Source organism: Bacillus sp. GS3m_15504 (genome assembly GCF_055825275.1).
The window spans coordinates 434,854-460,288 of record NZ_JBVVNL010000002.1 but is presented as its reverse complement, the minus strand read 5'-3'; the positions used below and the strand labels follow the sequence as shown (position 1 = coordinate 460,288).

21 protein-coding genes and 4 pseudogenes are annotated in these 25,435 nt (G+C 33.0%); 8 read left to right on the top strand and 17 right to left on the bottom strand.

The genetic code is table 11. The annotated features are described in order from the left end of the window. The first annotated feature begins 419 nt into the window (after positions 1-419). The 4 genes and pseudogenes from AC0L0O_RS21580 (at position 420) to AC0L0O_RS21565 (ending at position 3,744) form a co-directional block, all read left to right on the top strand. Positions 420-563 (top strand): hypothetical protein, encoded by a 144-nt coding sequence (locus AC0L0O_RS21580; protein WP_000279673.1) that lies wholly within the window; start codon positions 420-422, stop codon positions 561-563. 163 nt (positions 564-726) lie between these two features. After that, positions 727-873, top strand: a pseudogene (locus tag AC0L0O_RS21575) (integrase); the annotation flags it as partial. A 535-nt stretch (positions 874-1,408) separates the two neighbouring features. After that, positions 1,409-2,524, top strand: coding sequence for a SagB/ThcOx family dehydrogenase (locus tag AC0L0O_RS21570; protein WP_001176155.1), 1,116 nt, complete (start codon positions 1,409-1,411; stop codon positions 2,522-2,524). After that, on the top strand, positions 2,521-3,744 hold the full coding sequence (locus tag AC0L0O_RS21565) for an MFS transporter (protein ID WP_000834561.1): 1,224 nt from the start codon (positions 2,521-2,523) through the stop codon (positions 3,742-3,744). Before AC0L0O_RS21570 ends, AC0L0O_RS21565 begins: the two co-directional genes overlap by 4 nt. A gap of 266 nt (positions 3,745-4,010) precedes the next feature. Here AC0L0O_RS21565 and AC0L0O_RS21560 read toward each other — a convergent pair whose 3' ends face one another. The 7 genes and pseudogenes from AC0L0O_RS21560 to AC0L0O_RS21530 all read right to left on the bottom strand — a co-directional run bounded on the left by AC0L0O_RS21560 (position 4,011) and on the right by AC0L0O_RS21530 (position 10,413). Then, a complete protein-coding gene (locus AC0L0O_RS21560) occupies positions 4,011-4,448 on the bottom strand; it encodes a GNAT family N-acetyltransferase (RefSeq protein ID WP_000407072.1) in 438 nt (145 codons plus the stop codon). A gap of 162 nt (positions 4,449-4,610) precedes the next feature. Next, positions 4,611-4,742: pseudogene (locus AC0L0O_RS21555) on the bottom strand (phosphoadenosine phosphosulfate reductase family protein); the annotation flags it as partial. Between the two features lie 259 nt (positions 4,743-5,001). Further along, on the bottom strand, positions 5,002-6,123 hold the full coding sequence (tnpB, locus tag AC0L0O_RS21550) for an IS200/IS605 family element RNA-guided endonuclease TnpB (RefSeq protein WP_473786096.1): 1,122 nt from the start codon (positions 6,121-6,123) through the stop codon (positions 5,002-5,004). A gap of 229 nt (positions 6,124-6,352) precedes the next feature. Beyond that, on the bottom strand, positions 6,353-6,637 hold the full coding sequence (locus AC0L0O_RS21545) for a hypothetical protein (protein WP_048530089.1): 285 nt from the start codon (positions 6,635-6,637) through the stop codon (positions 6,353-6,355). A 1,345-nt stretch (positions 6,638-7,982) separates the two neighbouring features. Continuing rightward, on the bottom strand, positions 7,983-8,270 hold the full coding sequence (locus AC0L0O_RS21540; protein WP_071758069.1) for a hypothetical protein: 288 nt from the start codon (positions 8,268-8,270) through the stop codon (positions 7,983-7,985). A 223-nt stretch (positions 8,271-8,493) separates the two neighbouring features. Continuing rightward, positions 8,494-9,420 carry a hypothetical protein gene (locus AC0L0O_RS21535; protein WP_473786095.1) on the bottom strand — a complete coding sequence of 309 codons (927 nt, stop codon included), beginning with the start codon at positions 9,418-9,420 and terminating at the stop codon, positions 8,494-8,496. 9 nt (positions 9,421-9,429) lie between these two features. After that, complete coding sequence (locus AC0L0O_RS21530) at positions 9,430-10,413, bottom strand: RNA-binding protein (protein WP_326042857.1); 984 nt, start codon at positions 10,411-10,413, stop codon at positions 9,430-9,432. Between the two features lie 855 nt (positions 10,414-11,268). Between AC0L0O_RS21530 and AC0L0O_RS21525 the strand changes: the two genes are divergently transcribed. After that, complete coding sequence (locus AC0L0O_RS21525; protein ID WP_001076292.1) at positions 11,269-11,778, top strand: DinB family protein; 510 nt, start codon at positions 11,269-11,271, stop codon at positions 11,776-11,778. A 403-nt stretch (positions 11,779-12,181) separates the two neighbouring features. Here the strand turns inward: AC0L0O_RS21525 and AC0L0O_RS21520 are convergent, their stop codons facing one another. From AC0L0O_RS21520 to AC0L0O_RS21495, 6 genes and pseudogenes are all read right to left on the bottom strand, one after another. Then, positions 12,182-12,625: a GNAT family N-acetyltransferase gene (locus tag AC0L0O_RS21520; protein ID WP_000517096.1), complete on the bottom strand. Its 444-nt coding sequence runs from the start codon at positions 12,623-12,625 to the stop codon at positions 12,182-12,184. Positions 12,626-12,699: 74 nt separating this feature from the next. Continuing rightward, positions 12,700-13,266: a MerR family transcriptional regulator gene (locus AC0L0O_RS21515; RefSeq protein WP_000128649.1), complete on the bottom strand. Its 567-nt coding sequence runs from the start codon at positions 13,264-13,266 to the stop codon at positions 12,700-12,702. Positions 13,267-13,394: 128 nt separating this feature from the next. Next, positions 13,395-13,658: a DUF3937 family protein gene (locus AC0L0O_RS21510; RefSeq protein ID WP_033704364.1), complete on the bottom strand. Its 264-nt coding sequence runs from the start codon at positions 13,656-13,658 to the stop codon at positions 13,395-13,397. A 160-nt stretch (positions 13,659-13,818) separates the two neighbouring features. Continuing rightward, entirely contained in the window at positions 13,819-13,941 is a 123-nt protein-coding gene (locus tag AC0L0O_RS21505) for a hypothetical protein (RefSeq protein WP_000989380.1), read from the bottom strand. Positions 13,942-14,043: 102 nt separating this feature from the next. Next, on the bottom strand, positions 14,044-14,724 hold the full coding sequence (locus AC0L0O_RS21500; protein ID WP_000720261.1) for an S-layer homology domain-containing protein: 681 nt from the start codon (positions 14,722-14,724) through the stop codon (positions 14,044-14,046). Positions 14,725-14,790: 66 nt separating this feature from the next. Continuing rightward, positions 14,791-15,051 (bottom strand): annotated as a pseudogene (locus tag AC0L0O_RS21495) (hypothetical protein); the annotation flags it as partial. An 86-nt stretch (positions 15,052-15,137) separates the two neighbouring features. On the opposite strand from AC0L0O_RS21495, the gene AC0L0O_RS21490 reads away from it, so the two are divergent. Further along, positions 15,138-16,403 (top strand): Y-family DNA polymerase, encoded by a 1,266-nt coding sequence (locus AC0L0O_RS21490; RefSeq protein WP_473786094.1) that lies wholly within the window; start codon positions 15,138-15,140, stop codon positions 16,401-16,403. Next, positions 16,400-16,741 (top strand): YolD-like family protein, encoded by a 342-nt coding sequence (locus tag AC0L0O_RS21485; protein WP_001057800.1) that lies wholly within the window; start codon positions 16,400-16,402, stop codon positions 16,739-16,741. Before AC0L0O_RS21490 ends, AC0L0O_RS21485 begins: the two co-directional genes overlap by 4 nt. 44 nt (positions 16,742-16,785) lie before the next feature. On the opposite strand, the pseudogene AC0L0O_RS21480 reads toward AC0L0O_RS21485, so the two are convergent. The 4 genes and pseudogenes from AC0L0O_RS21480 to AC0L0O_RS21465 form a co-directional block, all read right to left on the bottom strand. Continuing rightward, positions 16,786-18,152 (bottom strand): annotated as a pseudogene (locus AC0L0O_RS21480) (IS3 family transposase). Between the two features lie 136 nt (positions 18,153-18,288). Continuing rightward, complete coding sequence (locus AC0L0O_RS21475; RefSeq protein WP_473786093.1) at positions 18,289-21,465, bottom strand: DNA translocase FtsK; 3,177 nt, start codon at positions 21,463-21,465, stop codon at positions 18,289-18,291. 17 nt (positions 21,466-21,482) lie between these two features. After that, on the bottom strand, positions 21,483-21,953 hold the full coding sequence (locus AC0L0O_RS21470; protein WP_003290860.1) for a hypothetical protein: 471 nt from the start codon (positions 21,951-21,953) through the stop codon (positions 21,483-21,485). Between the two features lie 105 nt (positions 21,954-22,058). Then, a complete protein-coding gene (locus tag AC0L0O_RS21465) occupies positions 22,059-23,342 on the bottom strand; it encodes a replication-relaxation family protein (RefSeq protein ID WP_000085845.1) in 1,284 nt (427 codons plus the stop codon). A 1,670-nt stretch (positions 23,343-25,012) separates the two neighbouring features. Here AC0L0O_RS21465 and AC0L0O_RS21460 point away from each other — a divergent pair. Then, a complete protein-coding gene (locus AC0L0O_RS21460) occupies positions 25,013-25,435 on the top strand; it encodes a hypothetical protein (protein ID WP_001006727.1) in 423 nt (140 codons plus the stop codon).

The following is a 25,435-nucleotide window of genomic DNA, read 5'->3' as shown; positions in this document are numbered from 1 at the left end:
ATTTCTTTCTGATTTCATGTAGAAATATATGATTTTTTTTCTGCTTTTTTGTAGAATTGAAAGTCTGATAATCATTGAATCTACGGATACATTTTTTACTATTTATGATTTTTTAGGTTCTAATATCAAATTTTCCCTTGTGGGAGTAGATCTTTCCCCTATTTTTGATGACCTATAATAGTTTTATCTTTATTTCTTTTTAATATATAAGATATATATTTATAATAGATTTTATTATTACTAGTATGATTGTTAATAAGATGTCAGACCTAATTGAAAATATTTGTTAATTTAGTTATAATAATGGTAATTAAAGATAGCATTACCCTCATACAAAAGGACAAACCTACGTATCCCTAACAGGGCGAGGTTTGTCCTTTTTTCATTTTAGTAAACAATTATTATTAGGAGGATAAAATATGGCTGTACTAAAAAATACAAGTTACATAGATATAAATATGCATAATGGGATTAGATTTTTCAAAGGGATATTTTGGGGACTAGTCTTTGTAGTTCCTTTTTGGAGTATTATGATAGCCTTATTCATTTGGCTGTGTAAATAATAATCAACATATTAAAAAGCAACTATGCGTAGCAAAAGACGATAACAGATCTTCACCCTACTTCCTGTTATAATACACCCAAAGAAATTAGGTGATTATAATGAAGGTGACAATTAGTTTAGAAAAAATCTTAGAAGCCTTTTTTGCTTTTTTAAATGAAGACAAGAGATTAACTGAAAGACAGGCTAAATATCGACCTCTAATTATGTATAGAAACGCTTGTATAATCAATTTAATAGTAAAATATGGTTTATCCTTGAAAGAGCTTGTATCGCTTAATATGAGCCGTATACAGTTTGCTAGAAATACTTAATAGAAAAAACTCACCTATTGTGAAAAAAGTTGATTAAATTTAAGATTACTTGTCAAATGTGAGCAACTGTATGTTTGTTTAATAAAAGAACCATACTATCGTTGATAAAATTGGTTCTTCTTTTTTAAACATTTGTTCATTCTTCATAGATTGAATGAACAGTTGAATAAGTATCTCTTTCTGCTATTTGTCCCTCTTTCCCCAAGACTTGTAAATCATCTTTTCTAATAACCTAGTTGTTTTTTTGTTGGTTTAAATATTCAGAAGAAAAAATAATTTCAAACTATTAATTGACAAAAGCAATCTTTTATGGAAAAATATACATTGTAATAATTTTCTAATTTTAGAAAGGAGTTGAGACAAATGAAAATTTTTAAACCTTGTGAAAATGAGTATACAAATCGCGTTGATTTAGAACACGGTGAGACTTCTCCATCAAAATAATTGAAAATGCTTAAATGACTGTCCTACTAGGGGCAGTCATTTATCTTTAAAAAAAGAGATACATATTTTTAAGTTAGGAGACATTGATATGCAGTTAAAAATATCCGAAAATATGATTTATTTTTGGAAAAATGGTCATCTTATGATAGATGATTTTATTAGACACGAACAATATAGCTTAGAGCTTTCGGTTTTCCCTATTTTAGGATTATTTAAAGAATGGAATGATCCTGATAGTGCGTATCTACAGCTACAGAAAAATCAAACGTCATCTTTAACAAGAAACGAAATGATGGAAATAATTAAAAGCCTTCGAGAAGTTCATATATTAATAGAAAAAGAAAATCTAGAAGATATGAAGCTTGAAAATTGGAGAGAATGGGGAACTCCAGCTAAATATTTTCATTTTAATACAAGGTTACTCCATAAAGATAATTATTTAGATGTAAACCAAGACTATGAAAGATTGGTTAATAAGAAACAAAATATAAAAGCACCATCTATATATAAAATATATGACAATGTAGAAGAAATACCATTACCTACTCCTGATTTTAAAAAAGAAGGAAAATTCCTAGAGACTCTCTTAGAAAGACAAACTATACGTTCTTTCGCAGAAAAACCTATTACCCTAATTGAATTATCTACAATTCTTTATTTTGTTTGGGGGGCACAGTCTTGTAAAAGAGATTTTGGAGTTGGTGCCAATCTTTTTAAAACAAGTCCTTCTGGGGGTGCTAGACATCCTATTGAGGTATACCCTTATATAACTAATGTAACAGGGATAAAAGAAGGGTTATATCACTACAATGTTCAAAATCATTCATTGAATGTGATTAACAAAGAAAAAATTACAGATATTATAGATATGGCCGCAGGTCAAGAATATGTAAAAAATGCATCGGTCCTCTTTTTTTATACAGCATGTTTAGAACGACCTATGTGGAAATACAAGAGTCCAAGGGTATATCGTATTATTATGATGGATGTAGGTCACCTAAGTCAGACTTTCTATTTAGTTGCTTCATGGTTAAAGTTAGGTGCCTTTTTCACTGGTCATCTTAAAGACGAATTAGTAGAAGAAAGACTATTTATAGATAAGGAAAAAGAAATTGTTTGCGGACTATCTGGAATAGGACATATTAGTGATGGAGCTAAAAATTATGGGAGAGATTTTAGGTTTAGAGGTGAGGACTTGAAATGAAATCCTTTAAAGCCATCATTCATAACAAAAATTTATGTATTGTATTAGGAAGTCAACTAGTCTTTCAATTAGGTATATGGTTTGGCACAATTGGGAATTTGCAATTTTTACAAATACATATAAAATCTCATGTTCTTCAAGCTTTTTTTCTTGTTATTGGTGGTGTCCTTGGGGTTATAATAGGCCCTTATGCAGGGCGTTATATAGATTCTACTTCTAAATTAAAGGTATTACAATTAGTTGGATTGATGAGAATTGCATCTGTTTTATCAATGTTAGTTGCTATATATACGGGGTCAATTTATTGGATGGTTATCTATAGTATAGGAATAGGCTGTTCTGCTTCATTTTTTAACCCTACGATACAAACAATATTGCCAACTTTAGTTAAAAAGGATGACTTAATTACGGTTAATGCTATTAATATAAATATTATCACTTTGTCAAGAATTTTTGGGGCTGTATTAGCTGGCCTTTTATTAACAGTCGCTCCTTTATATACATTATTTATCATTGCTCTCATCGCTTATGTAATTTTATACTTTATTAATTTTTTATTAGTTATTCCAAACGATATACAATTGCATCCTAAAAAACTCAAGACTAATTTTAAGGATATTTTCCCCATTATTATAAATAATCATCCTATAAAAGTAGTTCTTACGTTATCCATTATCCCTCTAATCTTTATTTCTGGCTTTAATTTATTTGTTATTGAGATTGGAAAGGGACAACCTAGTTCAATCATGGGGATACTCTATTTTATGGAAGGGACAAGTATATTAATTGCAGGACTACTCATCAAAAGAGTAATAAAACGATATCAAAAACAAGTGCGTATTCTTTTATTTGCTTGCTGTTTGATGGGGATAGCTCAAATTTTATTATCATTGACAAACCTTTATCTAACTATTTTCTCTTTTAGTTTATTTGGTTTGGCATACGGCATGTTTAATCCCCTTTTATATACATATGCGCAACAAAAAGTCCCTTCAAGTATTCATGGAAGATTTTTTTCATTTAAAACAATGTTAGATCGAACAATTATGCAACTATGTTTAGTGTTAATTGGTTTTTTGCTAGATCAAATAGGGTATAGTAGTTTAATGGTTTTGTTAGGTATATGTACCCTTACTCTAGTTTCCGCTATTATCATTGACTTTAGGGTAAACTCTAAAAGCTATACAACCGAAAATAAAAGTAATTATTCTGATGTTTAAATAATTACTTTTTTAGGGGAAAACTATGAAATTACAATATTCTCGTCGTATAGAGAAATAACAAATTTGCTTAATTTTGATGTGGAAAAATAAATCCTTGCTGCCTATGAAGTGTAGCAAGGATTTTAAATTTGGTTAATGAGGTTAAAAGTTGTTAAATTTTCGATGTAAAATATTTCACTAAACTTAAAAATATAACAATAAGATCATTTAATTCTATGAGTTATTCCATAATGCCCTCCGTCAGTACAACAAGGACACTCACCTTAAATTTCCTTATTCATGACAATTCGATTCTCAATAAACCCAAATTCCTCATAAATTTGAATTGCTTTATTCCCTTTATATACAACAAGACGAACATTTTTTAGACCTTGTGTTTTTAGGTCAGTAATACATTTTTCAAGTAATCTTTTAGCGAAGCCCTGTTTCCTATAATTCTTCAAAATATAAATCTCATAAATAAATCCAATTTCTTCATCAGTGATACCATCTTTTTGAGAGCCAAATAGCACCCATCCCGCCAGTTGTTCCGACTCTTTTACTACTAAGAGCTTACCGTTATTTGCTAATACTTTTTCCATCAGTCTGGTTGCTTTTACATTATCAACAGTATAACTGTTTACAGACCCTTCATTTAAAGCTTGACCGGTAAGTTGTGATACTTCTTCTAAATCCAATTTAGATGCATTTACTATTTCCATACGTCCTCCTTATTAGTTACTAAGCGTATAAATCTCCGAACATATTATTACATCTATTGTACCACTTCTTCTTAACAATATGCCTTGCAGTGGAACTATATTATATTAATTTTCTGGTAATTTTAATTAATTAAAAACTTTATGGTGATGCAACGCCTAATAACGATTTTCTAGCGGCAGCTGAGCAATCATATTCCAAAGCAATGTCAATATGGCATAACTATTCTTTCCGCCACTGTATCCTACAAAACAACACTCACGTGATAAATAAACTTTTTTTATTTCCTCTTTAATTTATTTTTAAATGTCCGTCTTTATATTAAGCTCCATAGCAAAGTATTATTTTGTTATGGGGCATTCCTTCGCTTTGGGAGATAGAAAAAGAGAGTCCCTATCTATAGGTACTCCCTCTTATGTATTTCCTCTATTTTTAATCGATTACGATTTCATATATATTTAGCTTATTAGAAACCTCTTTTTGAACTACCCCCACTTTCATTTCGTTTAGAAGTGAGGGATTCCTAAGTAAAGAGTTCTATCGAACTCTAATTGATTAGGCTAACCCCGCAGTCCCTGCGGTTAGAAGCCTTATGGCTTCATTCTTTATATTGATACTTGCGTTAATATCCCTGTCATGGTGTGTACGACAAGAAGGACAGTCCCATTTACGTAGGTTTAGATTTTTAACGTCTTTGTTTTGATATCCACAACAAGAACATAATTGGCTCGAAGCAAATGTTTTCGATACGACAATGACTTGTTTGCCATACCATTTTGCTTTATATTCCAACATGGTTCGAAACTGTGACCAAGATACCTCACTAATTGCTTTTGCTAACTTACGATTTGTTAACATATTTGATACTTGCAAATCCTCTATACCGATAACATCGTGGTTTTTGATGATTTCAGTTGAGATTTTGTCTAAGTAATTTTTTCTAGCATTTGATATGTATTCATGAATTCTAGCTATTTTTACTCGTTGTTTATTCCAACGAGAAGATCCTTTCATTCTTCTAGAAAGAACACGCTGTGCTTTCGCCAACTTATCTTCTAATGATTGGAAAAACTTCGAATTTTCATAGGGGGTTCCATCTAACAAAATGGCGAAATCTTTGAGTCCTACATCTATCCCAATGTAAGAATGTGTTTTCGGAAGTTCTTGTACTTCTGTTTCAACTAATAGTGACACAAAATATCTACCAGAAGGGTTTCGTCTAACTGTAGCATTTACAATACGTCCCGTTATTTCATGACTTTTGGCAAATCGAACAAGACCTAGTTTTGGCAATTTTATTTTGTTTCCTACAACGGCAATGTTTTCATTTGTTTGTTTTGTGGTATAAGATTGTACGTTATTTTTCTTGGATTTGAAACGCGGGACACTATTTTGTTTTTTGAAAAATCGTGTATACGCATCCGCAAGGTTGCGAACAGACGACTGAATCGCAATACTATCCACTTCTTTGAGCCAAACAAACTCTTTCTTCATGGCAGGAAGTTTGGCAGAGCATGTACCATATGTTAAACCTTTTCCAGTTTCTTTATATGTGTAATCCCATAGGGATTGGAAATGATTGAATACAAAGCGAGAACAACCTATTGTTTTATTAATTAGAATTGCTTGTGCTTGATTTGGATAGATACGAAACTTAAAGGATTTATTAATTATCATTTGATTCACCTCCATTTCGGTATATGACTATTATACACCAAACATACATTCGGTATATGGTGAAGTAACACTTTCTATATGTCGAACAAGTAAGATGGCTTCCTGCCATCCCTTGTTCGAAGCCAATTCATCTCCCAACTACTCACTTCACGTTCCTTGAGGAAGGAGTCTTCTTGGCTAAAATGATAAAAAAGACATTGAACCAATTAGTTCAATGTCTTTTCGCTTCTTACATATTTGTATATTCAAAGTACAATTTTTCCGGTTTTCCATACATGTTAATTTCATCTTGATATACAACAGCAAATTGTTGAGACACCTCAATGTTTTCCATATAAGATAATGAAGCAGCTGCTTCTATTTTTTCTTTAATTTCATTAGGAATAACTGTGTAAGATAAACTTCTCATCTTACTTCCTAACTTTGTATTGGTAGCAGTTTCATAATAAATTTCGGTAATTAAGACCTCATTATCATCTGGATCATACATATATCCTCGGTTAACTGTAATCATATTATAGTGCTCCTCTCATTTTTCGTTTTCTAATTCTTTGTGCTTTTAGCATTGCAACGAGTACCTTATTTTTATAAAAATTCTCTAGTTTCTAATTTTTATATGCCATTCTTTCTCCAGTCTACTATAAATTGGTATTTAATATCTTTTTTTAGTTTTGAATTCAAAAAGTCTTAACAATACTAATGATTTAGGCTACGAATTCATTCTTCACATTCTTTATTTTACTATTCTTAGAAGAGTGTAAGGACTGCCAGTAGTTTTAAGCTTATTACAGATATCCTGTAATAAGCTTAATGTTTCCTATCCATTATGGATGACTTTAGTTTGTTCGATTGTATTTAATTTTGATAGTTCAATTATTCCAAACAATCGCAAGCAGGTACGTTTTCTTTAAATAAAAACCTACTGTTTCATAAGAAATATGAGCACAAATCACTCTCACGTTTTCATATTATCTCTCCTCTAAATTAAACAAAAAAGCACAATATATGTGCTTTTTTGTTTAGCATATTATTAGCCCAAAAGGTCTATTTATAAGTGATTCCTAACTTAAAGACAACATAAAAAGGGCTTCTTTAAGTCGATTGAAAATGTGCATAGCAAAATAAACTATATACATTAATCGGCTCAAAGAAGCCCTTTCACAATTGAAACAAGAACACAACTTGCTTCTACAACTCAACCACAACTCATAAGGCGTGGGAATAAACGGAATCAATTAAACAATAAATATACGTTTATATTAAACTATTTTTATATTGTATTCAATTGTTTTAATTAAACGAATATAAGCAGCGGTTTTATATGCAGTTGTTATATATATTAAATAATAATGCCCCTGTTTCTCCTGCTATAGATCCCCTTTTATTTTCGGTTCTTGGTATTACAGATTTTCCGAACGGGAAATCCTACTATGGTGCGATATTACCCCTTTTAAGGGTGGGATGAGAGTGAGGTCAAATGCGATGTACAGATAAAATACCGAAGGTACGTTCTGTACATCAAGCATTTGAAATGGTATGATTTTCATAATAGGCAAGTAAAAGTCTCTAAAACAATCTTGTTCTCTAAAAACAGAATACATATGAGGTTGGAGTAACAAATTCTTCTACTCCGTAAAATGTATTGAATGGTCAAGCACAAGACGCTAAAACACATTTGAGAACTCACAATCTGACTCGTTTGGTAATAGAACGAGTGCCGTATCTGCTATATGCACTGGATACGGAGTGGTGATGGCACACCGCAATCTTGCACATCAGCGATACTAGAAATAGACTTCGCCTTTGGTAGCAAGAATCCCACTGACGTTAGTCAGCATATGGCTTTAGCCGTGGGAGTGTCAATTCATGTACTGCATTTCAAAATATAGTTTTTCTGGTTTTTGATTTTGGTCTAAATAAAAAAGTATTTCTCTAATAGTTCCTTTTTCAACTTCAATATTTTCCATATAGGACTTACTTTCATTTTTTTTAACCTTTTGAAAAATAGAAGTAGGTAGCTTTACTGCACAAAATACCCCCATCTTACTTCCTAGCTTTTTATCTGAAGCCGCATCGTAGAAAATTTCATTTACAATTACTTCATTATCATCCGGATCGTACATGTACCCTCTTTGTATGCGTAGCAATGTATTACTCCTTTCTTGTATATTTTATTTCAATAATAACAACATTTATATATGTCGTTTTTATTAAAATCGGCATCAAATAGTATTATTTCGTAAAACCCGTACTTTGTATAGAGGTAGACACAGGATAATTAGTTTTCTTAAATTGTTTTTGAATATTTTGTGCTTTTTATATAACAAACAAGCCACCCTTTAAAAGAAAGCAATAGCTTGTAAGAGTGGCTTAGTTTATTGTGAATAGCTTTGTGTTTAATTGCTTAATCTCTCCCTCTGCAAGAGGCTGATAAAAAGCATGTTGTAATCCTTCTAAATGTAATGTTTCTCCTATACATAACAATACTTTACCAGGAATTAAATCGAGTAGTAGATCATTATTAATTTGTTTTGCTTGTTTTTCAGTAGAAACATAAATAACTAGGATTGTGGGGTTATTCCCTAAACCTTTCATGATAACATCCTTACCTGATTCTACGAAATCTTTCCATCTAGCGATAATTTGTCTTAAATGATCCTTTTTATCTGTTAATAAGGTGGAGTATATAACAAAATTAAATTCTTGATTTACTCCGCCCTGCGCAGCAAAACCTAAAGGAGGGGTAAAAACCCCTTTACTAATGGATGGATGCATAATATGCCCTATAAAGGAAGGAGCATAACGCAGATGGCAAAGTAGGTCTATATCATGCCAATAGCGCAGATGAACATATTTACCATGATTATCAAGACGCTCTGGAGCAAAGAAGAACATATTGCCTTTCCAGTATTTTAAGAGCTTATAACCATTATCGGATAACGTATATGTTTCTTCAAAGATCTCCATATCAAAACTCTCAACTTGCCATTTTTCAATTAGACGATAGTAAAGTAATCCTTGAAGTGCATCATTTATTTTCTTACGTGAATATTTGTTCTTGAATAAATATAATAAATGATTGAATCGAACAGATGTATGAACACCAATAAAAGTGAGTATGGCATACTGTTCTTGTGTCAAACGCTGCTTAAACTTAACTAATTCCTCATAAGAATGGAATACAAAGGATTTATCCAGGTCATGTATTCGATATATTTGAAGTCCCTGTACATCCTCATTTGATAAATGAGGAATAGATGGTACATACGTAGACAATTGTTTTTCTATTGTACGCATAGTCATCCATTAAAATTGGTAAATTGACGAATTAGATTTTTTACTTTGTCCTTGCGGGTAATTTAGAATACGCACAGTTCCTCTTCTATTTTTGGCATCAATATTAAGCAGCTCGCATGTAACAATGGTTTGGTTTATTGCATCTTCCGCAGTTGGGTTGGTAAGATTACGACTCTTTAGTCCTTTAAATTGAATACCTGGCGCAACTTCTACGAAAATACCAGCAATTGCATCTATCCCTACTATTTTACCTACAAAGCGGTCATGACGTTTTTTTAGTTCTAATAGTTTGTCCATTGGATCTGTTTCTAATTTCTTTTTATTTCCTCTAAATTCATAACGACCATTCTTTTCTACTACTTTATCAATGATAAGTTCTATAACATCGCCAATCACAATATCCTCCGGACGTACAAATGAGTGTGACCATTGGGAATACCTTACTCCTACTATTATACCTTGAACTTCAACTAGAACAGTTTGTGCAGATGGTATATGTCCAGAAACGGTTCCTGTGTACACCTTATTTCCTTCTTGCGCTGTTACTTCTTCATATAATCTTTTTTGAAGTGCTAATTCCCCTGCTGTGATAGATACAACAGCAAAGTTGCCTTCCTCCGTTTTCTGGAAGTGTTCAATGATTAAAGGCTTTGTTCTACCAACTAACCATTGAGGATTTTTAGGAACATTTATACCTGCCTCTGTAATGGGGCAATATGCTGTTGTATGAGTACCAATTTGCATTGTTAGTACTTGTATACGCTCAGACTTTCCGTTTTTAGTCGGGAATAGCTTTTCGGATACGACTGTAATCAAGCCTTTTCCTACAGTACGCTCACGTTTCATACGGGCTAATTCCTCTAGTTCATGATCACGTACTCGCTCAAATTGATTAAAGTTTGTTTCTAACATCGTGTCACCTTGTGGGTTCTCTGTTTCAAAAGTCATTCCAAGTTCTTCTACAGTTTGAGTGGTTGTCTTATCTTCTGCCATTATATTTTCCTCCTAGAACGTAAAAAAGGACACACCTGTACCGTTGGGATGGTACGTAAGGTGTGTCCTTCACGTAAATTATGTTTTATTTATATAGTTATTAATACAAATATAATGGTATTTCTACTCAAATGCAAGAATAATTTTAAAATCATAAGTTTGCTATAGGTTAAATCAATATCTAGAATGCAGCCTTACTAGGGGTACCGCTAGTATTTCGGAAAAAACACGCTAAGAGTATACAAAGTTTTATGAAAAAAAATAGGGAGACATAGGGAACTATAGGTAAGCCAAAAATCGCTCTAAAATTGGAATGTATAAAAAGGTGCATAGAGTCATAGAAAAAAAGGCGAATCGCTTCTGAGAGTAAGGGGACACCTTTTTCTTCGCTACCGTTATTGGTAGCAAGTTTTTCATAGAATCCTTGTTTTTACTAGATTTATTGTCTGATGTCTATCTATCTCTTATACGAGATTTTATACATCATTGATATAGCGGGGATTCTAGGGATCTTCGCTATTCTTTTTTGCATAAAATCTTGTATAAAAAAGTAGTTAGACTAGTGTGTTTTACTCAGGTTCATTCCAAAATATAATTGGAAATTCATTTTAAAATTAAAAAAGAAGGTATTATCTTTATATATTAATACCTTCGAAATATTGTATAACAGATAATTTTTATACATTATTGATTAGCATTGCTTATTGTGCTAACGAATCAGGATAGTGTGGCGATCGATCAACTAAATAGTTGCTTATCCTCAATTATTAGAAGGGAAGTTCTATCATTTCGCGAATTTATTAGACATAGACGAATGCTATAATTTTCTATATCTACATAAAGAGGTGACTACGCATGAATCAAAGACCGTCAGAAGAAGAATACGCCGGGGGCTCCGGCGTATATATCCGTTTGGTGCCGGACGGTAACATCATCGCCATTCTGCTCGCCCAGGAAAAGCAAATGAACGAGTTTCTGGCATCGTTGACCGAAAGCCAGGCCGTATATCGGTATGCGGAAGGAAAATGGACGCTGAAAGAAGTCGTGGGCCACATTGCAGACGCGGAACGCGTCATGACCTACCGCCTGCTCCGGTTCGCAAGAGGGGACCAGACGCCTCTGACCGGTTTCAATCAGGAATTGTTCATGCCTCCTTTCGGAAGCTGGACAACCGCGCAATTGGCCGAAGACTACCGGGCCGTAAGGCAATCAACAATCACATTGCTACGCGGGCTACCGGCGGAGGCGTGGACCCGCAAGGGCACAGCCAACAACCTAAGCATTACGGCGCGCGCCCTAGCGTACGGCATCGCAGGACACGAACTTCATCACATGGGGGTCATCAGAAACCGGTACTTGAGTTAATAATCGTCGGCTGCGGCCTTTGGAATGGAACTAACACATCTCATACAACCTTAGATACCGTTCTTATTGGGTTCCTGCCCCACAACCATCAACTTAAGGATTTAGACTATTTTTGAAATTAAAAGCATGTTACTATTCTCTTATGTTAATGAGAAAGGATAACGTGCTTTTTATGAATATGCACCAAAACAAGAGTTATATCGATTTTTCTCATTTAGGGGTATTTGTTTTCTTAGCTTGATGGTGATGTGGCGATACCCCTTTATGTTAAAAATACAATAATAAATACATCTTCCGACAAAGTAGAAATGTATACTTTTCTACTTTTGCTTAGTTTATTCAAAATCCTTCACAAGAACTTCCACCACGGCTGCTTCTCTTTCGCTACTGCAAATTTGATTTCCTATAGTTTCTTCTTGAGGAAAAACTGCTTTATGTCTTCTGGGTAATCTTCAATAACCCCAAAAACTTCATAACCCATATTCTTATAAAAATGAGGAGATTGATAACTAAAGGTTGAAGTATGTGCAAAAGTACATCCTGCCTTTTTTCCAATACGCTCCGCTTCATTAATTAACAACTTACCATAGCCTTTGTTTCTATATTTTTCTGATACCCAAAACATATCAATATATAAACAATAAGAGTATGTTTCGCAACAGATTCCGCCTACAACCTTTCCTGATTTATCTTTTAAAAACAAATGAATATCTGACTCTGGCTTTGTAAGTAATCCTTTCGTTGCATCTACGTTATATGCATATAAATTTTCACCTACAGTATCATAATCCTCATCAGTATAATCATCAGTTATACTTATATTCTTATCTACAAACAATTTCCCCATAAATTGTTCCCCTCTTTTTCTTCGTTTACATGTATTAATAAAATTCTACTTCTCCGTAGTTTGTGTAAGTATACTCACAAGAACTTCCACCACGGCTGCTTCTCTTTCGCAGCAGCAACCTCATACCGAAACTCCTGCATCTCACGTAGTGTCTTCATAAGGGTTTCATCCCTTGCTTCCAATCGTTTTTCCACTCGTTCATTATGCGCTTCTACACTTGCTTTGATTTCCTCGTTATTCTGCTTTGTCTGCTCAATCAATCGCTTCTCCATCGCTAACATACTCTGATTCATTTCTTGCGCCATAACGCTGTACTGTTCCTGTAATTGCTGCTTAATGTGGAATGGCACTAAATCCGTTTCCTCAGACTCTTCTTGAATCAGATCCGGATTAACCTTCTCTATTTGCTGTGCAATCATCTTTGCTGCCTTTTCTAGCGTCATACCGTCATGCTTACTCAGTTCAATTAACTTCTCAATCACCATAATGTCACTGTCTGTGTATTGGCGTCTGTCACGATTATCCTTCTTCACTGCGAATCCCTCGCGCGACAGTACTTCCATATACTTTCTAAGGGTGCTATCACTTATTCCTAGTCGTTTGTATACTTCACTAGCAGAATAAACAATTGCGTCCGTCATAGCGTCACAACACCTCCTAGTGACAGTATTCCATGATGGTTAGGAAATTCCTGCAAAGAAAAAAAGCCCTGATTAGGGCTTTTTTTTAAGATTACTATCATGAAATTTTTAATTGAAGAAAGACATGATTAGATTGATGCATCTTTTTTTGATGTCTCTTTTGTGAAATCATACAAAGCGACTGCACCTAAAAGAACAAGTATACTTTGAGGAGCATCTATCAAAATAGTTTTCCAAATTTCTGGCATTACCCATTTAATACCTGCTGCCGATTCAAGATATCCTTGAAAATAACCGATTGTAAAATTAATTATACTTAAAAACACAAATAACGTTAGGCCAGTTTGAATTAATTTCTTATTTGTAAACATATAACACCTCTCAAAATTCATTGGATATTTCTGATATTGGCTCATTATATATTAAAATCTTTATATTTAATTTTAACATATAATAACCTAAATAAATACAATTTTTATATTTTTATATTTATATATTGTATTTCATAATTGTTAGGAAATTGTTGTAAATGAGGAAGCAATACAAAGAGGACTAAATAGCTTTAGCAATCTCAACAAGCAGTCTCATAAATAACGGAAGCATTTGGACGACAATATAGCCAATCCCTGCACGACTTATTAGCGAGAATCCCCGTTCCTGACTACCCACCATCATGAATAGCCCGCCGCATAACGCCATAACGAATATGATAGAACCAGCAGTTAAAAAACTGCAAAGAAAAAAACCGACTCATAAGAGTCAGTCTTTTAATTATTTTTACTTAGCGTTATCTCGTAATTCTTTGATAGACACTGGAATAGCTCTATATAGGAATACCGCTAATTGTTCACGCGTTACTGTACCGTCTGGATTAAAGTTATTGTTACCTACACCACCAGTAATACCGTTACTATACAAAGTTTCTATGGCTTCATTGGCCCAGTGTCCTTGTGTATCGTTAAATTGATAATCAAACTTCTTGTTTAACCCAAAAGCGTTTTTGAAAGTTTGAGCAAGTTCTGCTCGGGTTACAGTTCTATTTGGGTTAAAACGACCGTCAGACGCGGGAAAGAAAATACCACTTTTTAATCCTGCTGCAATTTCCTTTTTAAACATTGAATCATTTATATCATTGAAAGGAAGCGGTTGTGACATATCACGATCGGGAATTTTCACCGTTCTATATAAGAATGCCGCTAATTCTTCACGCGTTATTTCTTCTAAAGCTCCAAAATAACCATTGTGGTATCCCAACATTATATTGTGGTCAACCATGTAGTTAATTTCATTATATGCCCAACTCCAATCGGGCACATCTATAAATTTACTAGTTTGAGTACTCGCTGCTTGTATTTCCTGGTTTGTGATACTACCTGATGTCTCAGCCATAGAGTTATTCGCAAAAAAAGTTGTACCGAATACTGCTACACATACACCAGAAATTATTATTTTTTTCATTTCTATTCTCTCCCCTTAATTTTAAACGTCAATAATATTATTCCGAGAATCATTATATAACTATTTTTAAATTAGAAAAAGAAGGAATTTATATTTTTTTACAATTATTAACTGATATAACCATATAACTTTAGCAATTTCAAAAAGTAAGCGCATATTGAAGCACTATATAACCAATCCCTGCACGATTTATTAATGAGAATCCCCTTCCCAGCTACCAACCATAATGAACAAACCACCGCATAACGCTACAACGGATGAAATTGGATAGGGCACTGATTTGATTAGAAAAATAACTGACTCAAAACCGACCATATTGATTCGATTTTATTTTTTTGAAAAAACCTCTTCATAAAAGAACATACATTCGTATATAATAAGAACTAACGTTCTGTTATTTAGGGGGAATAACGGTGTATGACTATTCAATATTGCCAAATCGAATTGTTTTATGTGTAGATCTTCGTTCGTTCTATGCCAGCGTATCGTGCATCAAAATGGGATTAGACCCTTTTCATACTAAATTAGCTGTAGTTGGTGATGTGAATAGGAGTGGTTCAATTGTTTTGGCTGCAACTCCACCATTAAAAGCATTAGGCGTTAAGAAAATGGCGAGATTGTATGAAATACCACATCGTAAAGATATCCTTGTGGTAAATCCAATTATGAGCACTTACATAAAATGCTCTAATTTCATCACTAAGTTGGCTCTACAATACGTGCCAGTTGAGGATTTCCACCAATATTCAATCGATGAGTTCTTTATGGATATTACGGATAGTATTCATTTGTTTGCAAACGATCCATATGAATTCGCATTGAAATTCAAGCGTGAAATATACGCGAAGACTCGAATCGAATGCACGATAGGAATTGGTCCAAACCCTTTAATGAGCAAGGTTGCCTTAGATGTGGAAGCGAAGAAAACGAAAGATTGCATAGCATACTGGAAGTACGAAGATGTACCCATAAAATTATGGCCAATACGACCGCTTAGCAAGTTTTGGGGAATTTCGGGTAAAACAGAAGCGAAGTTAAACCGAAAAGGAATTCATTCAATCGGAGACTTGGCACAATATCCACTCAAATATTTAAAACAAAGCTTTGGGGTCATTGGCGAAGAACTACACTTACATAGCAACGGCATTGATTTTAGCCGTATATCAGAAAAATATGTTCCAGCAACTACTTCTATTGGTAAAAGCCAAATACTTATGCGTGATTACACTATAGAGGAATTCTCAATTATTCTACTGGAGCATATCGAGGAAGTTTGTTACCGGATGCGAAGGCAAAACAAACTAGCTCAAACTATCCATTTTTCTATTGGTTACAGCAAAAATTACGCTGGTGGTTTCAGAAAAACTCACACTATGAACCGACCAACCAATTTAACAATGGATATTTATAAGATTTGTACATATTTTTTACACGAGTTCTATACTGGGGAACCCATTAGAACCATCAATGTTTCTTTAACTAACTTAATCAATGAAGGTGAAGAACAAATCTCACTATTCGATAATGTAATACAACGCGAAAAAGAAATGAAACTAACTAAAGTAATGGACGAAATACGCACTAAATTTGGAAAGAACAGCATATTACGAGGAATTTCGTATACAAATAGTGCAACAGCCAGATACAGAAACACATTGTTAGGGGGCCATAAAGCATGAACAACGCTAATATGCCAAAGGGAAGAGGAATGGTTAAATGGACTCCATTCGCAGCGATGCCGGAGCAATTCGCGGGTATCCGTGAGATTATTAAAGATAAGGCAAAAGTAGAACGCCCTACATTAACCCAGGATGAACAAGAACGTATTGAGAATATGCTATTATGTTCATTATTTTCTGAAGAAGAAATATTGATTACATATTACGAAGGCGGTTTTTTACTCACTAACTATATGACTGTCGTTGATATTGATCCGCTGAATAAATCAATACTTTGTACTGATGCATTTTACAATAATATGACGTTGAAATTTATTGATATTATTGATGCAAAATAAAAGGCCGTCCAAATGAACTGAACCCAAAAAGTTAGACAAATATCTTAAGCAGCTAATGAGGATTGAACTCTGTATTGCACAGGAGGCAATCCTTTTAGTTTTGTTTTAATTCTTTTGTTATTGTAGTAATGAATATAATTTTCTAATTCTATTTTAAAGTGTTCCATACTATCAAATTCTTTAAGATAAAGTAATTCAGACTTTAATAAGCCAAAGAAATTTTCCATGACTGCATTATCTAAGCAATTTCCCTTACGGGACATACTTTGGAGAACGTTATGTTTTTTAAACGACTGATGATATTGTCGCATTTGATAATGCCAACCTTGATCCGAGTGTAAAATAGGAGTTTCCTTATCATTCAAACGTTGAAATGCCTTATTTAACATTTTAGAGACATGGGAATAGGCAGGTCTATGTTCTATATTGTAAGCTATAATTTCTCCATTATATAAGTCTAAAATGGGTGATAGGTATAGTTTTTTACCATGTAAGTGGAACTCTGTCACATCTGTTACCCATTTTTCATTTGGTTTTGATGCGTGAAAATTACGCTTTAAAATATTAGGAGCCAATTTCCTGACAGCCCCTTTATACAAACGATATTTTTTTAATCGAACAAGACATTTTAATCCCAGGACATTCATTAAACGTCGCACAGTTTTATGATTTAAAACATAACCTCGATTACGTAATTCTAATGTGATACGACGATAATCATATCTCCCAAAATTCTCACTAAAGATCTCTTTCATTAATTCTTTGACTTTCTTATATTTATCTGGACGTTTCGCTTGTTTCATCCAGTAATAGTACGTACTACGAGCGATATTAGCGAATTTCACAAGGTCAACGACCTTGTATTTATGCCTTAATTCATAAATTACTTCCGCACTGTCTTAATCTGTGATTTGTTCTTTTTCTGAACTAAGGCATTTAACTTTTTTAAATAATCATTTTCCATACGTAAACGTTCATTTTCTGCTTGTAGTGCCTCTATAGACCTTTCAATTAGCAATGGATATTTTTTCGGTTGTACCCTAACCTTCTTATTTTTCATAGCTGGACGCCCCTTCCTCCCTGGACGTAGGGCATCCACACGATTTGAATCATAAGCTATTTTCCATCTACGAAGTACTTCGTGAGAGGAAATATTAAAAATTGCCGCTGTTTCTCTAATAGATTTCCCTTGTGTATCCATATAATTAAGCACACCTAGTTTATATTGAAGTGAATAAGTTGTATAGTATTTTTCAAAAGCTTTTTCCAAAAATGCTTCATATTGTTTAACCCACTGATAAATCACACTAGAATGAATTCCTAGGGATTTTGCAATCCTTTTCCCACCATCTACTCCATTAAAATATTGTTTTACTATCTGTAGCTTTTCTTTAGGAGAAAACTTTCCCATAAAAAATGCACCCCAATTGTGTCTAACAATTGGGGTGCATTTTTTATGGGCGGCTTAGTGTATTTTTTGCTTAGCGTGGTTTTTTCCGAAATGCTGGCGATACCAATACTAGATTTAATTTAAGGTTTACAAACCATTAATCAAAGAAATTGTTCAATTCCTTACTCATTACGTTCGATGTTTTTTGCTTTGGTTTCTCAATTTTATTAAGCAGCGACTGTGAAGTGTTATTCTTATTTTTTTGCTGAGATTTTAACGGCTCTTGGCGTTCTTTGTAACTCATAGGTTTATATTCTGGTTGCTTCTCATCATTTTTCGAATGATTTTCTCTATTTTTTTCTAAGTTTTCTTGAACCGTAATACTAATAGATTCGTAAACTTTTGCTACATCTTCATCTAGCTTGTTTTCTTCGGTATGATTAAGCATTTCTTCAACTGGAACCGTGTTGATTTCTACATGTGTTTCTTCTGCTATAACAGGCAGTTCACCATTTCGTTGTAGGGCATCTATTAATCTTGATGCACGTGTATAACTAATTTTAAACGTGTCTTGTAGTACAGAGATAGAGATACTTCCCGATCCCTTCACAAAACTTAAAACATCGTCGTATAGAATATCCTTAAAGGAGCTTGTTTCCTTTTGTTCGATTCCCTCGCCTTCAATTGGAAGTGCTACTTCCGGTGAAATAGAATTGTCAGATGAATGAGTAGTATTAACACTTGTTTCTTCTGGTGTACTACTATTATTTGAAATTAATACTTTACGAGGACCATCCCCTGTGTAAGAACTTACAACTAGATTTTCTTCTAACTTCTCAATATATTGCATAGATTTCATATAGCTAATCTTGAATTTTCTTTGCAGAAGAGATGGCGAGACTTGTTGTGATTCGATAATAAATTCCTTAATATCTTCATACAACTTATTTTCAATTTCATCATTGACATTTCCCTGCTGGCCTATTGCTGCGGAATCATTAGGTAAGGTTTCATTTTGAGACTTTTGTCCCTTATAATCCTCCAATGATACAATGTGTTGATGCTCCTCGTTTGTTTCTATGGAGGTATTCTGTTCAATCTCACCTTCTCGTATAGGTGGTAATGGTTGTATTTTCTTCATGTTTCCTGCATTTACATGCTTCATAGGGTTTGCTTTTTCGATAGATTCATTAATAAGGCGAAGACGCTCATTTTCCCAATATTCACCCGTTTTTGTATCTACTTGAATGATTGCTTGGGCGAATTCTTCTTTTGATACAAAGTTACTTGTGATTTGTTGTACAGGTTGCACATGATTATCTTGTACGATACGAACAGCACAGATGAATGCACCTTGTGCCATGATATCTCCTGGTGACATAACAACTTCTTTCGTTTTTTGATAGGTTGATCCTAGTCGACTAACTGGATTCTCTTGCATAGGAGAAATGCCCTGTTCGGATTCCGCCTCTTTAAATTCCTCTTTCTCACCAAACATGTCAGAGAAAATTTTTGCATCATATGGTGTTACATCTCCAAATATCATTTTGTTACGGAATGAACCTAATAAAGTAAACATGTATTGTTCTGTAAAGTCAAGAGCTAATTGCGATAGCGTTTGGCTAGCGATTGTTAAAATTACTTTATATTTACGAGATTGTGCAGGGAATTCTTTAAACGGCCGCACAACATAATCCGGGAACTCATCGACAATTATGTGATGGTAAGGTGAGACGTTTGGTTCTCTACGGAATACCGCATTCTGCATACTCAGCAATACAAATTTTCCTAATACGTTAGAAAGGTCTGCTAATTCCCCTTTTGCAGTATTAACAAGTAGAATGCCACCCTGCTCTAAATGGACATCGAAATCAAAATCAGATTTTCCAAATAAAACACGTCGTATTAAAACGTTTGAAGCTAGATCTTTTAATATGTTGCGTAAACCTTTTACATATTCTTCTTCTCTGTCATAATGCATTGGTTGTCCGCGGTATTTTCCTGATTTATAAACCGCTGGTTCACCTTGAAAATCCATCTTTTCACGAATGGTATTATCAAACCATTCATCAATACCTTTTATAATTTTATATTCATTTTTTTGGTCACGTGAAGCAGCGCCACTTTGAACAAAATCATATAACTTTTCGACCTGTACTTTTAATAGTTTATGCATACGGTGAACACGTTCTACATCGTCATACATCTCAATCAAATCGTCGAAGGTGACATCTTTTTGCGGGTTGTGAAGCTTTAATAAATAGATATGTTGTTTAAAGTGGTTACGTTGAGCTTGTTCAAAGAATGCATTGTTAGATTCAGACAAACCTTGAATAACCATTGCGAAAACCTCTGCTACTTTATCAACTGGTCCCCGCAGGATGTTTATATTTTTTGTATCAGGATTAGTTGGATCAATGTAATAAACCGAGCTTGCTGGGATCTTATGTGCTTGTACCAATTTAAATACTTTTTGACATAAATCATTACTGGGTTCAATAACAGTGACACCATTTAAAAATGTTCCTTTTACGACTTCTGTATCATAATCATTCCTTTTATAAGCAGTTTCAAACTTATTTATGAAACGCACCATCCAGTGTAAATCTTGATTTATCATAGGAATAATTAAACTTGATGTTTTACCAGAACCAATTGGCCCAATAATGATACCATTCAACGTTCTATCTTTCCCTTTAATTCGGACCATTTCTTTATGTTCAATATGCGGTCCAATTTCTACATCAGGATATATTTGTTCTTCTTGGCTATTAAACCATTTTTGTAATTTGTAATTTTTATATTCGTATTTTTGTACCCACTGTAATATCTCTTCTCGGTAACGAACAATATGCCCACTATACCAAAGTGTAAACAAAATCATAAATACTGTTGGTAAAAATACAAAAATCATAGTGAGTGTGTGAAAATTGCCTGTTAAGACATGACCTAAGGCTTCATACTCACCAAAATTAAGATGTTTTGATTTATCCGCTAGATAAGGAATAACCTTTGCATGGATCGGAGCAGTTGCAAACCATAAAAATTGGATATCAACTGCAATGTGAGAGGCAATTAAAATTAATAAATTTCCATTTTTAACATGTAAAGTAGGAATACGGCTGTAAAACCTAAAGCTAAATTCTCCTAATAGCAAAGAGAAGAACATTAAAATAAGCGGTATATATGTAATTTCTATAGGATAAGACGGTGGTTCAAATGCATAGTAGAGTAACTTTATGTAGTTTACCAGACCGAATCCAAATGAAAGAAGAAATCCGCTAATTAAGGTGAGCGTAGTAAATAACGGTAATCGTTGTTTGAGTGTCCCCATAGAAACTCACCTACATCTTACAGATATATTTGAATTTTATGATGGAATGTGAAGCGATTATTGAATTCTTGTTTAAATTGTTCTTTTGATTTTTCTAAAAAGAACTTTGCCGCATCTTCGGTTTGTTTTAAATATAAATCAATACTACTTCTTTCACATAGTTGATCGTATTCTTCTTGAGAAAGTACTGCAATATTCACCTCTATTTTTTTATTCGTTGCTGTTTCAATTATGACATCGTACCAAAAGTAATTTGGTTTTCCTGGAATTTTGATATCTTGTAGAGAAACATTAAACGTTGCACCCTCTTCTGTAATATGTTTAAGTACAAGTTCTGGATTCTTAAACGCTTCTCTTGCAGAGAGCACTCCCTCATTCGTTGTTGTTGCAAATTGTAAATTCATTTTCATTTTCCACCTTTCTCCATATAAAAAAAGACAAGCGACACCCACTGTAAAAACAGCGTGTGTCGCTTGCCTTAATTTCATATGTTCTGATTTGATTGTTATGTTCATTATATGTTCAAATGTTATTCTAACACCTTAAATAATAAAAATCAATAAAATCATATAGTGATATATAAAAATAATGAATTAATATAATTCTACAAGCCTACGTCTTTTCGGATGAATGTTATTTGCAGTACGTACCATGATCTGTTCATCCGCGTCTATAGTAACACTTTCATTTTGTAAGGATAGTAGTAGTACGTTGTCATAAGTGTTCATTAAAAGAATATCTCTAGGTTTTTCACGTTTAGGATAAATAACAACAAGTGGAACGCCTTCGTCCCCTTCTTTTCTTGAAAATACGACATCGTCTAGTCTAGCAATCATCCGGTAATCATTTTCATTTCCGAAAATAAAGAAGAAATCTTGGATAACATCTTTATCTCTCCTATAAGTTCGTCGAAGTCCTCCATCTATTGCTTCTTTGAACGTCTGAACCTTTTCAACAAATACGTAACGCCAATCGGCATCTCCTACTGTACGTTGGGATAAAGATAAAAGAATATCTTGTTCGAAGTTTTGATTATCATCTTTTCCAAGGATGATATCTGAAATTACATCTCCAGCATTTTTAAGGGAGCAGACGTGTACATGTAGATTGGGTAGATTAATTAAAATTTCATGATATTTCCGTATAGAAAATAATAGATTTTTCATACGCACGTATGGTGGTTCAGTATCTTCAGCAAGGAACATAGATTTATCGTACATAACAAAAACAACGGTTATATTCTCATTCGTTTTTTGTGCGAATTCAATGTACTTACCTACTTTTTCAACTAAGGTAGTATTCGTTTCTTTACACATATCCATCTCGATATAGATATTTTTACCTTGATATGAAATATGTTCGTCAGGAATTAAAGGCAACTGGCCATCCTCAATTTTCATATTTTGTTTCTGGTAAAAAGAACGAATATCCATTTTATATAATACTTCATTGGTTTGTATTTTCTTTGTAGTCGCTAGAAGAGTACGGATAATGACTTCACGTGAACATACTGTGTGAAAAGAAGTTGCTCGTGAGTACCTTCTTTTGGAACTTTTTTGGGGAATTCTCCCTATCTCAATTAAGAATTCAATTGTTTTTTCTTTTAAGGAAAATAAGGCGCGTTTTGTAATGCTGTCATCCCTTTTATCTATTTTTTTAGTTAGCATAGCCCCGTATTGTGAATATCGGTCAAGCTTTGTAAATATGCTAGCTTCAGAACATTCCCTTCCCTCAAATGCACTATATAACATTGTGATTTGTCGTGTTGTAAGGGCTCTTTTGTAATATAAAACTGTTAACATAAAAACGTCTGCTTCTTTTAAGTGAAAATGTTTTTTAGTACCTGGTCGTTTATATTTATACACTTCTCTGGACAAAGTATACACCTCTTATATTGAATTAGACTTAAATTAGATAATTATCATTTTTAATATACTATTACATTGATATGGTGATTGTAAAATAAGAAAACATGAATAAGAGGTTTTGTTTTTCAGAGATACCCAATTTTGTACACCAGAGTTGGGATGGTAACTATTCTTATAAATCAGTTGAAAATTATGGGGGTATATGCATCTATTAAACCTCTCATGTTGTTAGGCCGATATACTACTAGCCATCTAACAATAGTTATAATGAAATTTCGTTAATAAAATAATGTTATGACGTCCTAACATTTATTAGATAGGTATAATAACATTCTGATTGATTACAATTACTTAAGAATTATAAAGAGGCTTTTGATAACAAAAAGTAGCTTTTCCTATATTTTTTAGAAAGTAAACTTTTTGTTGAAGTGCCCTCTCTTACGTTTGTTACAGATTCAGTGTGAAAATTTAACTTATTCTTTTACGTGTTCTAGCTTATAAAATTATAAATTTATTTAGACAAAAAATTAATGAGTATGTCTACATGTGCTTAACAAAAAGGTTCCATTCACATGAAATTAATTAGTTGTTAATTTTATGTGAAGTTCTAATTGCTATCATCATTCCTACTAAATTAATAAGACTTTTAGTGTAATGTAAGTATCACTTTGATGTTAATAAGATAAGAACTTACTGTTAATAATTCCATATACATAAATGTTCCTTTTTCATAGCAGTGATGCAATTTTTTAATATAATACTATTAGAATATCTTAGTTTAAAAAATTATTTACAGGAATCTCAAGAACTATTGCATCAATCAGCTTAACCTTGGACTTTCTTTGTAACATGTTAATTATAATTTCATAAGATTTCTGGTGTTCATATGAAATTAACAGCCTCTCCAAATGGCTTTCTAAGAATGACTGAAATTGACAAGGAATTGTATTTAAATGAGGCTCAGAGCATATTTGTTTCTGTTAACATATCCATTCATGTGAACTAACAAGTACTAGGTAAAGAACAGCGCATTAACATAACATTAACAATTATCGTCCTTATAAGAGATAGATCCCTTCAAACCAATTAAGTAATAAAAAAACTTAGTGTGAATTGTTATAAGATCTTCATGAAATCTCTTTAGTAAAATATAGACACGCGTATGATAGTAGGTGCTTGGATATTGAATATTTTAGATGCGATTTATATAAGCTGTATAAGTAAGGATTATATATAAAACTTATTTATACAGCTTATATAAAATAATATTATATAATTGTTGTAAATAAAATTTAAATTATTGTTGTTATAACAGCGTTTATGTATACGACTTATATATAAGATTTATATATAAGTCGTATACATATTTTTGTGAGTTTCATGTTAATAAAAAGGATTGATTTTTCATGTGTTTTTATCAATTTTTTCTATAGTGTTTTATTACCATTAATTAAAATGTAAATCATATGAAATTTAAGATTGATATAACATGTATACGCGTTATATATACGCTGTATATAAAAAGCCTCATAAAACATAGATTATTTACGATTTAATATATATAAGTCTTATATATAAGACCTATATATAAGTTTTATTTATAATGACTTGATATACAACGTGTAATGATGTACTATGTTTCTAGGAATAATTAACCAATGCTTTAAGGGGGGGACAACTTGAACGAGGTTTTAAGTGAAAAATATCAAACAATCAAGTTTGCAGATGAGGTAGTAAACATGTTTGCTGATATACTTGAACAAGATGAAATACTCTACAGTGTATTTCTATACATAGGAAACGTAGTAAATAAACAATTTCAAGAGACAAAGTACATGAGGGGCATATCGATTAATGAAATAGTGGAAAATGTAGTTATTGATAGGAGAGTAAAGAAGAAAAAAGGTAAATCCTATTCATTAGAAGTTGAACGTACAAATATATCTAGACGTTCAGCCGAAATAAGTGTGAGTACACTATCATCAATGTCTTTAATCTTTGAAAAGACTATGCATCCATATAAATTTTTAATCTCAACTTATAGAGGGCAACAAGTACTTATTGAGTTAGGGAAAAGAAAAAAGGTAAATAAGGAGAGATAA

What these genes read in the sequence shown, in the direction of transcription:
- AC0L0O_RS21580 (WP_000279673.1), top strand. Translation starts at nt 420, where the DNA reads ATGGCTGTACTAAAAAATACAAGTTACATAGATATAAATATGCATAAT.
- AC0L0O_RS21570 (WP_001176155.1), top strand. Translation starts at nt 1,409, where the DNA reads ATGCAGTTAAAAATATCCGAAAATATGATTTATTTTTGGAAAAATGGT.
- AC0L0O_RS21565 (WP_000834561.1), top strand. Translation starts at nt 2,521, where the DNA reads ATGAAATCCTTTAAAGCCATCATTCATAACAAAAATTTATGTATTGTA.
- AC0L0O_RS21560 (WP_000407072.1), bottom strand. Translation starts at nt 4,448, where the DNA reads ATGGAAATAGTAAATGCATCTAAATTGGATTTAGAAGAAGTATCACAA.
- tnpB (WP_473786096.1), bottom strand. Translation starts at nt 6,123, where the DNA reads ATGATAATTAATAAATCCTTTAAGTTTCGTATCTATCCAAATCAAGCA.
- AC0L0O_RS21545 (WP_048530089.1), bottom strand. Translation starts at nt 6,637, where the DNA reads ATGATTACAGTTAACCGAGGATATATGTATGATCCAGATGATAATGAG.
- AC0L0O_RS21535 (WP_473786095.1), bottom strand. Translation starts at nt 9,420, where the DNA reads ATGCGTACAATAGAAAAACAATTGTCTACGTATGTACCATCTATTCCT.
- AC0L0O_RS21530 (WP_326042857.1), bottom strand. Translation starts at nt 10,413, where the DNA reads ATGGCAGAAGATAAGACAACCACTCAAACTGTAGAAGAACTTGGAATG.
- AC0L0O_RS21525 (WP_001076292.1), top strand. Translation starts at nt 11,269, where the DNA reads ATGAATCAAAGACCGTCAGAAGAAGAATACGCCGGGGGCTCCGGCGTA.
- AC0L0O_RS21520 (WP_000517096.1), bottom strand. Translation starts at nt 12,625, where the DNA reads ATGGGGAAATTGTTTGTAGATAAGAATATAAGTATAACTGATGATTAT.
- AC0L0O_RS21515 (WP_000128649.1), bottom strand. Translation starts at nt 13,266, where the DNA reads ATGACGGACGCAATTGTTTATTCTGCTAGTGAAGTATACAAACGACTA.
- AC0L0O_RS21510 (WP_033704364.1), bottom strand. Translation starts at nt 13,658, where the DNA reads ATGAATTTTGAGAGGTGTTATATGTTTACAAATAAGAAATTAATTCAA.
- AC0L0O_RS21505 (WP_000989380.1), bottom strand. Translation starts at nt 13,941, where the DNA reads ATGATGGTGGGTAGTCAGGAACGGGGATTCTCGCTAATAAGTCGTGCA.
- AC0L0O_RS21500 (WP_000720261.1), bottom strand. Translation starts at nt 14,724, where the DNA reads ATGAAAAAAATAATAATTTCTGGTGTATGTGTAGCAGTATTCGGTACA.
- AC0L0O_RS21485 (WP_001057800.1), top strand. Translation starts at nt 16,400, where the DNA reads ATGAACAACGCTAATATGCCAAAGGGAAGAGGAATGGTTAAATGGACT.
- AC0L0O_RS21475 (WP_473786093.1), bottom strand. Translation starts at nt 21,465, where the DNA reads ATGGGGACACTCAAACAACGATTACCGTTATTTACTACGCTCACCTTA.
- AC0L0O_RS21470 (WP_003290860.1), bottom strand. Translation starts at nt 21,953, where the DNA reads ATGAAATTAAGGCAAGCGACACACGCTGTTTTTACAGTGGGTGTCGCT.